Source organism: Pseudomonas sp. B21-021, assembly GCF_024749205.1.
In the GTDB taxonomy this organism is placed as follows: domain Bacteria; phylum Pseudomonadota; class Gammaproteobacteria; order Pseudomonadales; family Pseudomonadaceae; genus Aquipseudomonas; species Aquipseudomonas paraglycinae.
In genome coordinates, this window is the sequence record NZ_CP087192.1 from 4,421,615 (window position 1) to 4,436,714 (window position 15,100).

The 15,100-nt window shown below is 59.8% G+C and carries 15 protein-coding genes; 6 read left to right on the plus strand and 9 right to left on the minus strand.

Annotated elements, in window-relative coordinates:
* Window positions 1–8: 8 nt before the first annotated feature.
* Genes LOY31_RS19765 through LOY31_RS19775 form a run of 3 tightly spaced genes read right to left on the minus strand, consistent with a single transcriptional unit; the run spans window position 9 to window position 3,828 of the window.
* Window positions 9–1,085: a glycosyltransferase gene (locus LOY31_RS19765; RefSeq protein WP_258712106.1), complete on the minus strand. Its 1,077-nt coding sequence runs from the start codon at window positions 1,083–1,085 to the stop codon at window positions 9–11.
* Window positions 1,086–1,126: 41 nt separating this feature from the next.
* On the minus strand, window positions 1,127–3,349 hold the full coding sequence (locus LOY31_RS19770) for a polysaccharide biosynthesis tyrosine autokinase (RefSeq protein WP_007951619.1): 2,223 nt from the start codon (window positions 3,347–3,349) through the stop codon (window positions 1,127–1,129).
* A gap of 38 nt (window positions 3,350–3,387) precedes the next feature.
* A complete protein-coding gene (locus LOY31_RS19775) occupies window positions 3,388–3,828 on the minus strand; it encodes a low molecular weight protein-tyrosine-phosphatase (RefSeq protein ID WP_258712107.1) in 441 nt (146 codons plus the stop codon).
* A gap of 291 nt (window positions 3,829–4,119) precedes the next feature.
* On the opposite strand from LOY31_RS19775, the gene LOY31_RS19780 reads away from it, so the two are divergent.
* A complete protein-coding gene (locus tag LOY31_RS19780; RefSeq protein WP_258712108.1) occupies window positions 4,120–5,064 on the plus strand; it encodes a glycosyl hydrolase family 5 in 945 nt (314 codons plus the stop codon).
* A 188-nt stretch (window positions 5,065–5,252) separates the two neighbouring features.
* Window positions 5,253–6,179 (plus strand): transaldolase, encoded by a 927-nt coding sequence (tal, locus tag LOY31_RS19785; protein WP_258712109.1) that lies wholly within the window; start codon window positions 5,253–5,255, stop codon window positions 6,177–6,179.
* Window positions 6,180–6,252: 73 nt separating this feature from the next.
* On the opposite strand, the gene rssC is transcribed toward tal, so the two are convergent.
* The 3 genes from rssC to LOY31_RS19800 form a co-directional block, all read right to left on the minus strand.
* Window positions 6,253–6,735, minus strand: a complete 483-nt coding sequence (rssC, locus tag LOY31_RS19790) for an anti-sigma factor antagonist RssC (RefSeq protein WP_003226553.1) — start codon at window positions 6,733–6,735, stop codon at window positions 6,253–6,255.
* The gene (gene rssB, locus LOY31_RS19795) at window positions 6,735–7,916 is read right to left on the minus strand and encodes a two-component system response regulator RssB (protein WP_041475374.1); all 1,182 of its coding nucleotides are present in this window, start codon (window positions 7,914–7,916) and stop codon (window positions 6,735–6,737) included. The genes rssC and rssB overlap by 1 nt, the downstream gene beginning before the upstream one ends.
* A gap of 322 nt (window positions 7,917–8,238) precedes the next feature.
* Window positions 8,239–8,928, minus strand: coding sequence for a VacJ family lipoprotein (locus LOY31_RS19800; RefSeq protein ID WP_085608221.1), 690 nt, complete (start codon window positions 8,926–8,928; stop codon window positions 8,239–8,241).
* 185 nt (window positions 8,929–9,113) lie between these two features.
* On the opposite strand from LOY31_RS19800, the gene LOY31_RS19805 reads away from it, so the two are divergent.
* The gene (locus LOY31_RS19805; protein ID WP_221533877.1) at window positions 9,114–9,734 is read left to right on the plus strand and encodes an HAD family phosphatase; all 621 of its coding nucleotides are present in this window, start codon (window positions 9,114–9,116) and stop codon (window positions 9,732–9,734) included.
* Window positions 9,735–9,842: 108 nt separating this feature from the next.
* Window positions 9,843–10,106 (plus strand): DUF4404 family protein, encoded by a 264-nt coding sequence (locus LOY31_RS19810; protein ID WP_085649294.1) that lies wholly within the window; start codon window positions 9,843–9,845, stop codon window positions 10,104–10,106.
* A gap of 63 nt (window positions 10,107–10,169) precedes the next feature.
* On the opposite strand, the gene queF is transcribed toward LOY31_RS19810, so the two are convergent.
* Together queF and LOY31_RS19820 are read right to left on the minus strand one after the other, a co-directional pair.
* The gene (gene queF, locus LOY31_RS19815; RefSeq protein WP_085608218.1) at window positions 10,170–11,000 is read right to left on the minus strand and encodes an NADPH-dependent 7-cyano-7-deazaguanine reductase QueF; all 831 of its coding nucleotides are present in this window, start codon (window positions 10,998–11,000) and stop codon (window positions 10,170–10,172) included.
* A gap of 61 nt (window positions 11,001–11,061) precedes the next feature.
* Entirely contained in the window at window positions 11,062–11,595 is a 534-nt protein-coding gene (locus LOY31_RS19820) for a cupredoxin family protein (protein ID WP_258712110.1), read from the minus strand.
* A 154-nt stretch (window positions 11,596–11,749) separates the two neighbouring features.
* Here LOY31_RS19820 and LOY31_RS19825 point away from each other — a divergent pair, with 154 nt between their 5' ends.
* Window positions 11,750–12,430, plus strand: coding sequence for a heavy metal response regulator transcription factor (locus LOY31_RS19825; RefSeq protein ID WP_007951608.1), 681 nt, complete (start codon window positions 11,750–11,752; stop codon window positions 12,428–12,430).
* Window positions 12,430–13,770 carry a heavy metal sensor histidine kinase gene (locus LOY31_RS19830; protein WP_258712111.1) on the plus strand — a complete coding sequence of 447 codons (1,341 nt, stop codon included), beginning with the start codon at window positions 12,430–12,432 and terminating at the stop codon, window positions 13,768–13,770. Before LOY31_RS19825 ends, LOY31_RS19830 begins: the two co-directional genes overlap by 1 nt.
* Before the next feature lie 30 nt (window positions 13,771–13,800).
* On the opposite strand, the gene LOY31_RS19835 is transcribed toward LOY31_RS19830, so the two are convergent.
* Window positions 13,801–15,045: a lipoprotein-releasing ABC transporter permease subunit gene (locus LOY31_RS19835; RefSeq protein WP_064381083.1), complete on the minus strand. Its 1,245-nt coding sequence runs from the start codon at window positions 15,043–15,045 to the stop codon at window positions 13,801–13,803.
* Window positions 15,046–15,100 lie beyond the last annotated feature (55 nt).

A 15,100-nucleotide genomic window follows, 5' to 3' on the forward strand; every position in this document is an offset into this window, starting at 1 on the left:
AGTTCTACTTAATAAGAGGGAGCGGAATACACGTCGTAGGTCTGGCGGATCATCAACGCGGCGCTGAAACGCTCGCGGACGATGCGCCGACCTTCGATGCCGAGGGCCGACAATGCAGGCTTCTGGATTTTCTTCAGCCGATCGGCCAACGCCTGATGATCACCGGCGGGGAACACGTAACCGGACACGCCATGGGTGACCAGCTCGGGCAACGACGTGCAGTCGCTGGCGATCACCGGCAGGCCCAGCGCCATACCTTCCAGCGGAACCATGGCAAAACCTTCCCAGCGGCTCGGGACGATCAGCGCATCGGCTTGCTGATACAGCGCGTGCACTTCGGTTGGCGTCACCCAGGGCAGGTATTCCACCCCGTCCAGCGGCGGACATTCGACGACGTCCTCGTTCACCGCGCTGCCCACCACCGTCAGTTTCAGGTCGCTACGTTTTGCTTCGCTGTAGGCCTTGAGCAACACGTCGAAGCCTTTCTGGTAGTCGAGGCGACCGACGAACAGCAAATGAATCGGTGCCGGATCGTTGGCCTTGCGTTCGTCATGCTTGTGATCGATGCCGTTGTAGATCAGCGTCATGCGCTGGCGCTCGATGCCAAACTTCGCGGCCTTGTCCAGCTCGAACTGGCTGACGCAAATGATCTTGTCCGTGACCTTCTGCAGCACTCGCTCTATCCACGCGTAGACCTTCTGCTTGATCGGCGAGCTTTCCATCAGGAACGAAAACGCATGGGGGCAGTAGACGATTTTCGGCTTGCGCCACGGCCGCAAAAGCACGCACACACAACGGCCGATCACCCCGGAAAAGGTGCTGTGCAAATGCACCACATCGGGCTTTTCCTTGAGCAGGACCCGCGCCAGTTGCCAGGCAAAGCGCAGCAGCGACGGCACGTTCCGCCCGCTTCGGGCGAAGGTGCGGATCTGCTGTTCATCGATGCCGTGCAGTTCTTTCTTCTGGTCGAGCGGGACCAGATACACCAGCTCATAGCGCCCGTCTTCCGGAGCCGCCGAAATCGTGCGGATGACCGTCGCCACCCCACCTTTGATCGTTTCCGCCACGTGCAGTATTTTTTTCACAACTCACCCACTTTCATGCCTGTAAGGACCGTCGCTGAATTTCAGGACTGGTCGGACGCGTATTCGTAGTTGTAATAGCTGCCGTTGCCGTAATAGCTGGCCGCACGCTTCTCGACGCCGTTGAACACTGCGCCCTTCAACTCGATACCGTTCTGGGCGAAACGACGGATCGTCATTTCAATTTCCTTGGCCGGGTTCACCCCGAACCGCGCGACGATCAGGCTGATGCCGGCTTCGCGACCGACAATCGCCGCATCAGTCACGGCCAGCAGTGGTGGCGTGTCGATGATCACCACGTCATAGCGCTCGCTGAGTTGCGCCAGCAGTTCGCGGAAATTGGCGTGCATCAACAGTTCGGAAGGGTTCGGTGGAACCTGGCCACGGCTGATGAAGTGCAGGTTGTCGACTTCGACCTTGTTGATCGCCTGATCGAGGGTGCAGCGCTTGACCAGCAGATCGGACAGGCCGTTGGTGATCGGCGTGTTCAGGGTCTTGTGCAGATGCCCCTTGCGCATGTCGGCGTCGATCAGCACGACGCGCTGCCCGCTCTGGGCCATGACCGCCGCGAGGTTGGAAGAGACGAAGGTCTTGCCGACCTGCGGGCTAGGGCCGGAAATCATGATGCGGTTGTTGGTCGAATCCAGCGCCGCGAAGTGCAGGCAGGTGCGTAGGCTGCGGATCGATTCGATGGACAGGTCCGTCGGGTTGCGCAGGGCCAGCAGATACGCCGGCGTGTCTGCCGCGACTTTGGCGCGGACTTTTTTGCTGTCCTCTTCCTGTTGCAGGGCGCTGTAGGGAATCGACGCGTAGACCGGCAAGCCGAGCTGCTCGATGGCTTCCGGCCCTTCCAGGCCCTTGCTCAGGGATTTGCGCAACAGCACCAGCGCCACGCCGACGAAGGCGCCGAGGAACGTAGCGATCAACACGATCAGGGCTTTTTTCGGTTTGACCGGGCTGGTCAGGTCAACATCCGCCGTATCCACCAGACGCACGTTACCCACGGCACCGGCGCGGATGATGTCCAGCTCCTGGGATTTGTTCAGCAACTGGGTGTAGATCTGCGAGGCGACTTCAACATCGCGGGTCAGGTTGAGCAATTCCTGCTGCGTGGCCGGCAGGTCCTGAACCTTGCCTTCCAGCGAGCGCTGTTGCTGGGTCAGTTCACCGATCTGGGTCATCAGCGCGCGATAGGCCGGATGCTGTTTGGTGAACTTGCGATCCATCTCCGCCTGCTGCAGTTTCAGCTCGGAAATTCGCGTTTCGAGCGCGACGGACTGACCGAGCACCGATTGGGTTTCCAGCGAGATGTTCACGGTCTTGCCGTGGGTCTGGTAGGCGTTGAGCGCATCGCTGGCCTTGGCCAGATCACGTTTGACCTGGGGCAACTGGCTTTGCAGGAAGGCCAGGCTCTGCGCCGCTTCGGCCGAGGTGCGGCGCACGTTCTGATCCACGTACAGCGAGGCGATCTTGTTCAAGATCTTCACCGCTTCGGCGGCGTCGCTGCTGGCCAGGGCCAGACGGATGATCCCCGATTCCTTGCCTTGCTCGGAGATGTCCAGCGCGTCCTGATAACCCTGAATGGTCACGATTCGCGGGTAGCGCACCACTTCGAAACGGGTCCCGGGGTTGGCCAACAGTTGCGCGACCTGCCCTTCCACGCCGTCCTGCGCGAAGGCTTCGCCCGCCACGCCGTCAACCAGCAGGTTGTCGTTGTCGTCGAGCAGTTGAAAGCGATGCTGCTCGCCAGCGATCAAGGTGAGTTTCTTGCCCAGCAGTTCCTTGGGCAGATTGAGCTTGGCAAACTCCAGGCGCTCACCGCCCCAGGCGTAGCTGCTCAGGCCGAAACGCGGTGGCGCGACGCTGAGTTCGGTCTCACCCCGATAGCGACGAGAGAGAAAGCCGCCAATCAACGGAAAAGTGTTGGGGGTAACGTCGATATCCAGGCGCAGATCGTCGACCGTCTTGCCGATCACCGCGCGGGATTTGATGATGCCGATTTCGGTCACCGACGGCGATTGCCCGCCGAGCATGCTGTTGAGGTCGGAAAAACCGAGCATGTCGTTCTTTTTCGGCTCGACCTGCACCAGCGCGTTGGCCAGATACACCGGCGTGGCCAAGATCGCGTAAGCCACACCGGTCATCATGAACGCGCCGGTGAACGCACCGATCAACCATTTCTGATCGATCAGGCTGCCGAAGATGCCGAGAAGATCAATACTGTCTTGATCGTTGTCGCGGGTGCCGATTACTGACGGTAACTGCATAAGTCTTTCTTACCATTCACTGAACTGAAGAATATTCATCAACGCGCCAGGCGTTGCGCCCATGAGCTAACAGCATCTTCAATCAATGCATGGGCATGAATAAAAGCGGCTTGCCCCTGACGATACGGGTCCTGTATTTCTCGTTCGCTCTGCCACTTGCCCAGCAGAAACACTTTGCCCCTGGCGTGAGAGGCAATCTTCAGTACTTGATTAACATGTTGTTTTTCCATGACCAGAATCAGGTCTGATTCATTGACGATGTCCGCTGTCAGTTGCCGTGCCTTGAATCCGTCGGCACTGTGCCCACGGTCTTCCAGAACCTGGCGTGCGGTCGACTCCATGCCTTCGCCGACCCGTGCAGACAGGCCTGCGGAGGTCACGCTGATCGCCGAAGGTGTCAGTGCATTGCGCAACAGAAGTTCCGCTGTCGGACTTCGGCAGATATTGCCTACGCAAACGACAAGAATCTTTTTGAACAAGGTTTACTTTCCCGTGTAATGTCAATCGGCCAACATGCCCTGCAAATTCGAATGAACCCGCAAGACCTTCCTTCACTCGGAAATAGATTCACCCGTTAATACCGGTGCATTAAGTACCACGGCCTCTAAAAGTCCCCCAACCAGAATTACCGGACTAAAAATAACTGTGATTTTCGGGCGAAAGTTTTCCGACAAAAAATAACATTCGTGCACTTCGCGCCCTCTTCGTCATCGAAATACAGGCAACGAGATAACTATTGGCTAGATGTCATTCTCATCAGGAGAGCAGACATGAAATCAGCACATCTCAAACATCTTGGTGCCGCCGCCCTGTTGATGCTCAGTACTACCGCGCAGGTTCACGCCAGCGCGTTGTTCCCGTCACTGCCCGCCAGAACCATCGGTGTACAGGTCAAGATCCAGAACTTCACCCCGGCCGACGCCGAGCAGATCAAAGCGGCTGGATTCAGCTTTGTGCGCTTCGGCGTGTGGAGCGACAGCCTAGGTGCCAAGGCCTATCAGAAGCAGATCAGCGATGCGTTCGCGGCGGCGCGGTCTGCCGGCTTGCCGGTCTTGATGACCGTGCGCGCCACCAAACCGTTGACCGGCGACCTGACAACCGCCGGTGAAGCGTTCGCCAACGCGGTGACGGGGCTTGAGCAAGCCTGGAGCGCGCAACTGGTGGGAATCGAAATCTGGAATGAACCGGATCTCGACACCTACTGGCCCACCGGAGACTTCAAAAACACCTTCGTGCCGTTCATGACGGCCATGTGCAAGACGCTGCAAGGCAAGCCGCAATCGACGCCCCTGGTGGGATTCGGATTCGCCCGCCCGCCGACGGCCGGCTCCGCTTCGACCGTGGCACTCAACAGCATTCTCGGCACTTATCCGCAGTGCCTGGATGCCATTTCCTATCACCCTTACGGCATGACCGCGACACAGATCAGCAATGCGCAGACCTTCATCCAGCAAAACTTCCATTTGCCGGGCGTCATCAGTGAATGGGGTATCTCGGCGCTCGCCTCCAACGGCGGACCGGAAGGGCAAGCCAGTAAAATCTCTGCGTTCATCGCCGATGTTAAAAAACTCAACATCCCGCTGACGTCGATTTACGAATGGAAGAACAGCGAGTCGGGCAGCAACGACCGGGAGAAGAATTTCGGCCTGCTGACCTCCGATGGCCAGCCGAAACCGGCACAGGCGGCGGTCTCGACGCATTTGAACGCCGATTAGGCCGTACAGCGGGTCGGTTGCTTTGAACCTGTGGTTCTTTTTGGCATCGTATTGATCGATAACGCGCCCCGCCTTTCAAACAGCCGTTTTCAGGTTGTTGCCAGCGGGGCGCTCGATACGCCGACATGCCCTTGAGTGGCTGCCGACGCTCGGGTAATGTCACCAGACCCATAGGACAGAGCACGCTCATGACTTCCAAGCTGGAACAACTCAAACAGTTCACCACCGTCGTGGCCGACACCGGCGACTTCGAAGCGATTGCCCGGGTCAAACCGGTCGACGCCACCACCAACCCTTCCCTGCTGCTCAAGGCAGCGGCCATTCCGGCCTACGCCGAACTGCTGAATGCCAGCGTGCGCGACTGCAAGGGCGATGTCGGCCTGGCCAGCGACCGTTTCGGCGTCGCGGTCGGTCAGGAAATCCTCAAGGTCATTCCGGGCCGCATTTCCACCGAAGTGGATGCGCGCCTGTCGTTCGACCAGGACGCGGTGCTCAAGCGCGCCCATCGCCTGATCGAGCTATACGACAAGGCCGGCGTCGGCCGTGACCGCGTGCTGATCAAGATCGCCTCGACCTGGGAAGGCATCCGTGCTGCCGAGATCCTGGAAAAGGAAGGCATCCAGACCAACCTGACTCTGCTGTTCTCCTTCGCTCAGGCCGCGGCCTGCGCCGATGCCGGCGTGTTCCTGATCTCGCCGTTCGTGGGCCGCATCTACGACTGGTACAAGAAGGCCAACGGCAACGACTACACCGGTGCCGACGATCCGGGCGTGCAGTCCGTGACGCGCATCTACAACTACTACAAGGCCAATGACTACAAGACCGTGGTCATGGGCGCGAGCTTCCGCAATCTCAACCAGATCGAGCAACTGGCCGGCTGCGACCGCCTGACCATCAGCCCGGACCTGATCGAGAAACTGGCAGCCGACACCGGCAAGCTGGAACGCAAACTCGCTCCGGGCCACGCTGGCGAAGCGCGCCTGAGCCTCAACGAAGCGCAATTCCGCTGGTTGTCCAACGAAGACGCGATGGCCACCGAGAAACTGGCCGAAGGCATCCGTCAGTTTGCCCGCGATCAGGAAAAACTCGAGGCGCTGCTGCAAGCCAAGCTGTAATCGGCCGAGCGCAAACGCAAAAAGGGCGAACCCTTACAGGTTCGCCCTTTTTTGTGCCTCGCGGTCTGGCTGATCAGTGCCGTTCGAGGGCATTCACCAGGTCATGGAACGCTTCGCGGTTGGAATCGTTCAGGCCCATGAGGATCTTGTGCGCTTCGAGCACCTTGATCCGCACCACCTCTTCCGACTGATCCTGATCCGGCAGGTCATCGAGGCATTCCGGGCACGGCACGGGATGGTTGACGATATTGAACACCTGCTCGAAACCCATCGATTGCAACAGACGGGTGATGTCCTCGTGGGTGGTGACCACGGTCGGCAGCAGGCCGACCTTCTGCCGCGACAGGATCGACAGTTTGGCCAAAAGGCCCAACGTGGTGCTGTCGATGCTGCGGGTTTCGGTCAAATCGATCACGATCGCGTTGAAATTCAGCGCGGTGAAGATTTTTTCAATAGTCGCATCCAACGCCGAACACAGGGTCAGGCGAACTTCACCGACGAACTTCAGGACGAAGGTGCCGTCCTGCTCGGCGAACTGGATTCTACCGGTACTCATCAAAGATTCCTGCTCAACACCAACAGGGCGATATCATCCGGCATCTCCCCTAGCGTGGCCAATCCAAAAACCTGCCGCAGACCATCCAGGCTGCCGCCCGCCGACTTCACCTTTTGCGGTAAAGCGGCTTCTTTCTCTTTGAGTGTGGGCTCTGGCAAAAGATCCAGAATGCCATCAGACATCAGCGTCAGGCTGAACGTCGGTGGCAGTTCAAGCACGTGGTCTTCGTAGGTGGCTTCATTGAAAAGCCCCACGGGCAGACCGCGCCCCTCGAGGTAGCGAACACTGTCAGGCGTGTACAACACAGGCAACGGCAGATGGCCGCCGATGCTATAGGTCAACAAACCGGTCTCCTCGTCGATGACTCCACCGACCATTGTGACGTGTTTACCCAGCTTACAACTGATCAGCCCCCGGTTGATATGACCGAGGACTTCCGAAGGCTTGAATTCCGGCAGCGTGCCGTTGCGCTTGGATTCGAACAGCAGGCGCGTAGTCATGAACTTCAGCAGCACGGTGACAAACGCTGAAGAAGCGCCATGACCCGATACATCCGCCAGGTAGAACGCCACCCGGCGCTCGTCGACCCGGAAGTAGTCGACAAAATCACCCGACAGGTACAGCGACGGGATGATCTGGTGCGCAAACCTGAATTCGTCGATGGCCCACGGACTTTCCGGCAGCATGTTCATCTGCACCTGGCGACCGGCGTTCTGGTCTTCCTGGAGCAGGTTCAGGCTGGCTTCGAGTTCGCGGTTGGCCTTTTCCAGTTTCTCGCGGTAGCGCTGGTTTTCCAGCAGCAGACGCGCACGATCCAGGGCCCGGCGCACGGAGTGCTCGAGCACGGCCAGATCTTCGAGAGGCTTGATCAGGTAATCCGCCGCGCCCAGGCGCAGGGCCTCGACCGCGTCGTTCATCACGCCGGCGCCCGAGACCACGATCACCGGTGTCTGCGGTGACCGCTCAGTGACCTGACGGATGAGTTCGAGACCGCCCATCTGCGGCATGCGCAGATCGCAGATGACCAAGTCGGGCGTGTCTTGCTCGAATACCTGAAGACCCTGCTGGCCGTTACTGGCCTGCAAGACGCTGAAACCACTGTCTTCCAAATAGGCCGCGAGGCTCGCGCGCACTACTTCGTCATCATCGATTATCAGCAGCGTGGCACTGGTTTTTGGCATGTGGGCAAACGGCGCCAGAATTAGGTTGGCGTAGCAGGCGGGGCAACGGCCCGGCGCAGACTACTGGATTCGCTTTCTAGCCTCTCTGCTGCACCGCTTCGGAGCGTTTGCCCCGCACACGGTTGTACCAGAGGTGCCCTTCTAAGGCGCAGACGGTACTCCCATCCTTCGAGCGTTTCAAGCATGCGCCGATGGTCGCTTGGAGACTTTGTTTGTCAAATCACTCGCAGTTATAAGAACGGGTTCTTCGGTAACCCAATCATTGGTCGCGCCCACAAAAAAGGCGACCTCGCGGTCGCCCTTTTGTACTGATCAATCGAGATCAGAAATCGTCTTCGACCTGCCCGTCCTTGACCTTGAACTCGCGGTTCTGCAGGTAGGCGTTGCGGATGAAGGTGTACTTGTCGCCGCTGATCAGCTTCTCGCTCGACAGCAGGCTGGCGCGGGTGTCGACGATGTTCAGGCCGAAAATCGAGTTACGCACCGGCACATCGTTGATGTAGCGGTACGGGCCGGTGAAGCTGTCGACGTACTTGGACGGCGCGTCGCGCAGGGTGCTCGGGCCCATCAGCGGCAGCATCACGTAAGGACCGCTGCCAACGCCCCAGTAGCCGAGGGTCTGGCCGAAGTCTTCGTCGCTGCGGTTCAGGCCCATTTTGGTGCCGACGTCGAAGAAACCGAGCAGGCCGAAAGTGGTGTTGAAGATCAGGCGCGCGGTGTCGACACCAGCGGCAGCCGGTTTGGCCTGAAGAATGTTGTTCGCCAGGTTGGTGACATCACCGACGTTGCGGAACATGTTGTGGATGCCGTCTTCCAGGAATTGCGGAGTAACAAATTCGTAGCCCTGCGCCAGAGGCTTCAGCGCATAGGTGTCGACGAAATCGTTGAACTCGAAGATCGGACGGTTGACGCTTTCCCAAGGGTCTTCTTCCGTTGCGGCCTGAGCGGCGAACGGCACCAGCATCACGCTGGCACATACACAAAGCTGAGCAAGAGGATGGCTCCAGCGCATAGAAAACTCCTTGGATAGTACGGACGCAGCACCTGGGCCGCGACGTTAAGTGCGTCAGTATAAGACGGAAACGCCGCTTTAGGCAGTTCCCCGGTGAATCCCTCTGTAGGACGCTTCGTCATTGGCCTGTCATGCAACTGTCACCGATGTTGCCTAGCCTGATCGCTATTTCAGGGACGTTTTCCATGCCTCAAGCCGAAGCCTTGCCCCTCGCGGCACCGACGCTGACCGCCGTGCTGTTCGGACTCAGCGGCTGTCTGGTGGACTTCGGCGCCCGCGCCCGTCATCACGCCAGCGTCGGCCCGGAACACGCCGACGTCACACCCGGTGCCCTCGACAGCCTGCGCAGCCTGCAACGCCAGCAAATTCCCTGTGCCTGGCTCGATGAGCTGTCCACGGCATGCACTCAAGTCCTCTCATCGGCGCTGCCCGACTGGATCAAACCGTCGCAACATTCGGCAACAATCAATCCATGGCCCGCGCCCAATGCCTGTTGGCAAGCGTTGATGAGCTTGAATGTCGATCGTCTCGACGGTTGCGTGCTGGTCAGCGGCGAACCGCGCCTGCTGCAATCGGGCCTCAATGCCGGGCTGTGGACCATTGGCCTGGCGTCGTGCGGTTCACTGTGCGGGCTGGCGCCGAGCGAATGGCAGGCCCTGAGTCAGAAGGAACGCGAACAGCTGCGCGGCAAGGCGACGGTGCAACTTTTCGGCCTGGGTGTGCACTCGGTGATCGATCATCTGGGCGAACTCGACACTTGTCTGGCGGACATCAGCCTGCGTCGTCTCAAAGGCGAAAAGCCCTGACCGGGATCATGCAGGTTGGCCAAGAGTGGATTAGTCTTAAGGAGAGCCATAGACCTTTGGCGCACGGCTGCGGTCTATGCCAGTGCCTCTCGATAAAAGGAAACAACCATGCCCGCTCAAGAACTGCAAAAACAGCTCACTGCCCTGCGCGAGCAACTGGATCAGACTCCGCCGCTCACCGAAGAAGAGCGCGAACATCTGCACGACCTGATGGCGCAGATCGAATCCGAGATAAAACTGGAACAGTCCACTCAGGAAAACAGTATCGCCGATGGTGTGAACCTGGCGGTCGAACGCTTTGAACTCGAACACCCAACCATCGCCGGTACTCTGCGCAACATTGCTACTACCCTGCACAGCATGGGTATCTGAAACCCGCGAATGCAAAAAAGCCCTGCCATCACTGGCAGGGCTTTTTCATGTCCGCGAGGCGGGTTACTGACGAACCAGACGGTGGTTCGGCAGTTGCACGCTTTCAGTGCTGCGGTACGGGTTGATGTCCAGCCCGCCCCGGCGCACGTAACGCGCGAACACCGTGAGTTTTTCCGGTTTCAGCAGGCGCTGCAGGTCGAGGAAGATCCGCTCCACGCACTGCTCGTGGAAGTCCGAGTGCTGGCGGAAGCTGACGATGTATTCCAGCAGGCTGGCGTGATCCAGCGCCGCGCCACGGTACTCCACCACCACGCTGCCCCAGTCCGGCTGGCTGGTCACCGGGCAGTTGGATTTGAGCAGATGGCTGTGCACGCTCTCCTCCACCACCCGCGAATCGTCGCAGCGCAGCAGTTCGGGACGCGGATGCTCGTAGTTGCTGACGCTGATATCCAGATCGTCGATGCACACGCCCGGCAACGCCACGACGCCTTCAGCTTCGACGTCTTTCAGGCTGCGAACCCGCACGCCCACCGGCTTGCCGGCAGCAGCGGACAGATCTTTGACCAGCGTCGCTTCGAGACTTGCGATGTCGGCAAACGGCGTCTGGTTCAGCGAGTTCAGGTACAGCTTGAACGACTTGGATTCGATGATGTTCGGCGAGTCCGCCGGAATGCTGAATTCACCGATCGCCACCACCGGTTTGCCCGACGGCAGCAGCCACGACAGCTCGAAGCAGTTCCAGAAATCCACGCCTTTATACGGCAGGGTTTCGGCGGTCAGGCCCAGCTCGGCCCATTTCGCAGTGCGCGGAATCGGGAACAGCAGGGACGGCGTGTACGTGGCGATGTATTCGCTGGATTTGCCCAGCGGCGAATGTTCGGCTGCGGGATGCATGGCGGAAACCTGACTGAAGAATCAGCGGATTCTACCAGCCTTTGCTCCCGCCTTTGAGTGCTTACTGACTGACAGTCAGTTTGCCGACCATTCCGGCCTGGTAATGCCCGGGAATGTTGCAGGCAAATTCCAGGTTCACCGCTTTGCTGAAGGTCCAGGTCAGCTCGGCGGTCTTGCCCGGCTCCACCAGCACGCTGTTGGGGTCGTCATGCTTCATGCCATGCCCCTTCGAGCCGTGATCCATGCCCGCCATGTCGTGGGACATTTCCTTCATGCCGGTCGGCGTAAGCATGCCGCTTTGCTGCATCTGCAACATTTCTTGCTGATGTTTTGCATGCATCGCTGCGTCGCCGAGGTTGAATTCGTGCAGCAACTGTCCTTTATTCACCAGCACAAAACGAACGGTCTCACCGGCCTTGATCTCGATCGCCTTCGGATCGAAGCTCATGTCGCCCATCACCACTTCAATGCTGCGGGTGGCCTTGGCCGCCGGGGCCGGCTGGCCGAAGTCATAGGTGTGCGCCGGCGATGCCCACAGCGGCGAACTCAGCGCCAGCAGACACGCGGCAAGGGCCAGACGGTTACGCAAAAACATAGTCGTACTCCAACAAATCAAGGTTCAGCCTGTGGGAAACTCTAGCCCGCCTGTGCTGGCAGCGACCTGACAGGGAGATTACAACTTTGTCAGGTTGGCGCTCACCGCGTTTGCCCACGGTATAACGTCCTCGTTCCCGCAACCCGAGTCGCCCATGAAACTGCTGATCGTCGAAGACCAACCCAAAACCGGCCAGTACCTGCGCCAGGGCCTGACCGAGGCCGGTTTCAACACCGAACTGGTGGCCGACGGTACCACCGGCCAGCAACTGGCGTTGAGCGGCGACTATGCGCTGCTGATCCTCGACGTGATGCTGCCCGGTCGCAATGGCTGGCAGATTCTGCAAGCGGTGCGCAGCGCCGGCCTGGAAACGCCGATCCTGTTTTTGACCGCCAAGGACACTGTTGAAGACCGGGTTCACGGCCTCGAACTGGGCGCCGACGATTATCTGGTCAAACCGTTCGCCTTCTCCGAATTGCTGGCGCGGGTGCGCAGCCTGTTGCGCCGCGGCAGTTCCACGCCTCAGGAAACCAGTCTGCGCCTGGCCGACCTGAGCCTGGACCTGATTCGCCGCCGGGTCGAACGCAGCGGCCAACGCATCGACCTCACCGCCAAAGAGTTCGCCCTGCTGGAAATGCTCCTGCGCCGCCAGGGCGAAGTGCTGCCCAAATCGCTGATCGCCTCGCAGGTCTGGGATATGAACTTCGACAGCGACACCAATGTGATCGAAGTGGCGATTCGTCGACTGCGTCTGAAGATTGATGACGACTTCCCCCACAAGCTGATTCACACCGTACGCGGCATGGGTTACGTCCTTGAAGAGCGTGCCGACTGATGCGCCGACTGTCCTTGAGCGGTCGGCTGGCGCTGCTGTTCGCCGGCTGTACCGCAGTGGTTTCGCTGGTCGCCGGGGTTGTTTTCAATCGGGCCAGCGAGGGCCACTTCATCGAGCTCGACCAGCAACTGCTCGAAGGAAAACTGCTCAGTGTGCGTCAGACGCTGCTGAGTGGTAGCGACGCCGCGCACATCACCGATGAATTGAGCCAGCAGGGCGATGTCTCGCTGCGCATCAGCAGCCCTGAGGGGCAACGCTGGTTCGGCCGCTCATTGCACGCCCCGGCAAACCTGCCGCAGCAACCCGGTCTGGCCACCATCAACGACAACGGCACCGACTATCGCCTGCTCAACGCCGCACTTGAACCGGAAAAACCCGATTCCCCGCAATTGACCTTGCTGCTGGACATCACCCACCACCAGCACTTCCTGCAACGCATGCAGCATCTGATCTGGCTGACCGTCGGCCTGTCGGCGCTGGCCACTGCACTGCTCGGTGCCTGGGCGGCCCGCAGCGGTCTTCGCCCGTTACGTCGCATGAGTGCGGTGGCCCGTGGGATTTCGGCGCAATCGCTGAATGCCCGACTGCCGGAAGCGCGGATGCCCGCAGAACTCGGGGAATTGGCCCACAGCTTCAACGCCATGCTCGGACGCCTCGATGACTCTTTTCAGCGGCTCTCGGCGTTTTCCGCCGACATCGCCCATGAGCTGCGCACACCGCTGTCGAACCTGCTGACCCACACTCAAGTCACTCTCACCCGCCCTCGCCCCCTCGAAGACTATCGCGAGGCACTGCACAGCAACCTTGAAGAGCTGCAATGGATGGCGCAGCTGGTGAACGACATGCTTTATCTGGCCAAGGCTGACCACGGTTTGCTGGTGCCCAAGCGTGAACCGCTGGAGCTGGCGGAAGAAGCCGATGCGTTGCTGGAGTTTTTTGCGCCGCTGGCCGAAGACGCTCAGGTCAGCCTGAGCCGTGACGGTGCGGGGCGGTTTGCGGGTGATCGCGCGATGTTGCGCCGGGCGCTGTCGAACCTGCTGGATAACGCGTTGCGCTTTACCCCTGCTGACGGCGAAGTACGCGTGCGGGTGGCCGAGCAGGCGAAATCCTTGAGCGTGACGGTGGAGAACAGTGGCGAGGGGATTTCTGCCGAGTTGTTGCCGCGCTTGTTCGACCGCTTCTACCGGGCGGATCCGGCGCGCCAGGAAGGTAGCAGCGAGCATGCGGGATTGGGGCTGGCGATTACTCAGTCGATCATCCGGGCCCATGGCGGGCAGATTCATTGCGAATCGGCTCAGGGCTGGACGCGGTTTGTGATTGAGTTGCCGAAAAACGATTGAGGCCGGCAATGCCGGCCTCAATGGGGGAACTTACGAATAGCGCAACGCGTGCGCCGGTTCGATCTTCGCCGCTCGCCAGGCCGGATAAACGGTGGCCAGGAAGCTGAGGATGAAGCCCGCCGAGCAGATCAACAGCACGTCGCCGCCCTGCAATTCCGATGGCAGGTTGCTGACGAAGTACACGTCCGAACTGAAGATGTGCTGCCCGGTCACGCGCTCGACCCAGCCCACCATCTCACTGACATTCAGCGCGGCAATCACGCCCAACACACCGCCGATAATGGTGCCGACGATGCCGATCACCGTGCCCTGCACCATGAAGATCGCCATGATCTGTCGTGGCGTGGCGCCGATGGTGCGCAAGATCGCGATGTCCGCGCCCTTGTCGTTCACCACCATGATCAGGGTCGCGATAATGTTGAACGCCGCCACCGCGACGATCATCAGCAGCAACAGGCCGATCATGGTTTTTTCCATCTTCATCGCGCTGAACAGGCTGCCTTGGGTGTGAGTCCAGTCGTCAGCCTTGAAATCGGCGCCGAGGCCGGTGGCGATATCCGATGAAACCTTCGGCGCGGCATACAGATCCTTCACCGCCAGACGCACGCTCTGCACCTGATTCGGCTCCCAGTGCTGCATGGTCGCCGCGTCGGAGACGTGGATCAGGCCCATGGAACCGTCGAGTTCGGCACCGACCTTGAACACGCCGACCACGTTCAGGCGCTGCATGCGCGGGGTGATGCCGCCCGGTGCGGTGCTGACTTCCGGCACGATCAGGGTGATCTTGTCGCCGACATTGAGACGGAAACGCCGGGCGGTGATTTCACCCAGCACTACGCCGAACTCACCCGGTTTCAAGGCATCGAGACGGCCCTGAACAATGTGCTGGGCAACGATCGACACCTTGCCTTCCTGAGCCGGGTCGACGCCGCTGATCTGGATCGGCTGCATCATGCCCTTGTAGGACAGCATGCCTTCCATCTCGGTGAACGGCACGGCGGCCGTCACTTCCGGATTCTTCATCGCGGCGGCAGCCACTGGCTGCCAGTCGTCGATCGGCTTGACGCCGACGATGGTCGCGTGAGGCACCATGCCGAGGATGCGCGAGCTCATTTCGCGCTGGAAGCCGTTCATCACCGACAGCACCACGATCATCGCCAGCACGCCGAGGGCGAGGCCGATCATCGAGGTCATCGAAATGAACGAAACAAAGCGATTGCGGCGCTTGGCGCGGGTATAGCGCGTGCCGATAAAGATCGATAACGGTCTGAACATTCGCTGGGGCACCGTATAAAAATAAAAGACCCGACGCCTTTTCAGGCACCGGGTT

What these genes read in the sequence shown, in the direction of transcription:
- rssC (WP_003226553.1), bottom strand. Translation starts at nt 6,735, where the DNA reads ATGAGTACCGGTAGAATCCAGTTCGCCGAGCAGGACGGCACCTTCGTC.
- queF (WP_085608218.1), bottom strand. Translation starts at nt 11,000, where the DNA reads ATGCATCCCGCAGCCGAACATTCGCCGCTGGGCAAATCCAGCGAATAC.
- LOY31_RS19800 (WP_085608221.1), bottom strand. Translation starts at nt 8,928, where the DNA reads ATGCGCTGGAGCCATCCTCTTGCTCAGCTTTGTGTATGTGCCAGCGTG.
- LOY31_RS19835 (WP_064381083.1), bottom strand. Translation starts at nt 15,045, where the DNA reads ATGTTCAGACCGTTATCGATCTTTATCGGCACGCGCTATACCCGCGCC.
- LOY31_RS19805 (WP_221533877.1), top strand. Translation starts at nt 9,114, where the DNA reads ATGCCTCAAGCCGAAGCCTTGCCCCTCGCGGCACCGACGCTGACCGCC.
- LOY31_RS19820 (WP_258712110.1), bottom strand. Translation starts at nt 11,595, where the DNA reads ATGTTTTTGCGTAACCGTCTGGCCCTTGCCGCGTGTCTGCTGGCGCTG.
- tal (WP_258712109.1), top strand. Translation starts at nt 5,253, where the DNA reads ATGACTTCCAAGCTGGAACAACTCAAACAGTTCACCACCGTCGTGGCC.
- LOY31_RS19825 (WP_007951608.1), top strand. Translation starts at nt 11,750, where the DNA reads ATGAAACTGCTGATCGTCGAAGACCAACCCAAAACCGGCCAGTACCTG.
- LOY31_RS19810 (WP_085649294.1), top strand. Translation starts at nt 9,843, where the DNA reads ATGCCCGCTCAAGAACTGCAAAAACAGCTCACTGCCCTGCGCGAGCAA.
- rssB (WP_041475374.1), bottom strand. Translation starts at nt 7,916, where the DNA reads ATGCCAAAAACCAGTGCCACGCTGCTGATAATCGATGATGACGAAGTA.
- LOY31_RS19830 (WP_258712111.1), top strand. Translation starts at nt 12,430, where the DNA reads ATGCGCCGACTGTCCTTGAGCGGTCGGCTGGCGCTGCTGTTCGCCGGC.
- LOY31_RS19770 (WP_007951619.1), bottom strand. Translation starts at nt 3,349, where the DNA reads ATGCAGTTACCGTCAGTAATCGGCACCCGCGACAACGATCAAGACAGT.
- LOY31_RS19780 (WP_258712108.1), top strand. Translation starts at nt 4,120, where the DNA reads ATGAAATCAGCACATCTCAAACATCTTGGTGCCGCCGCCCTGTTGATG.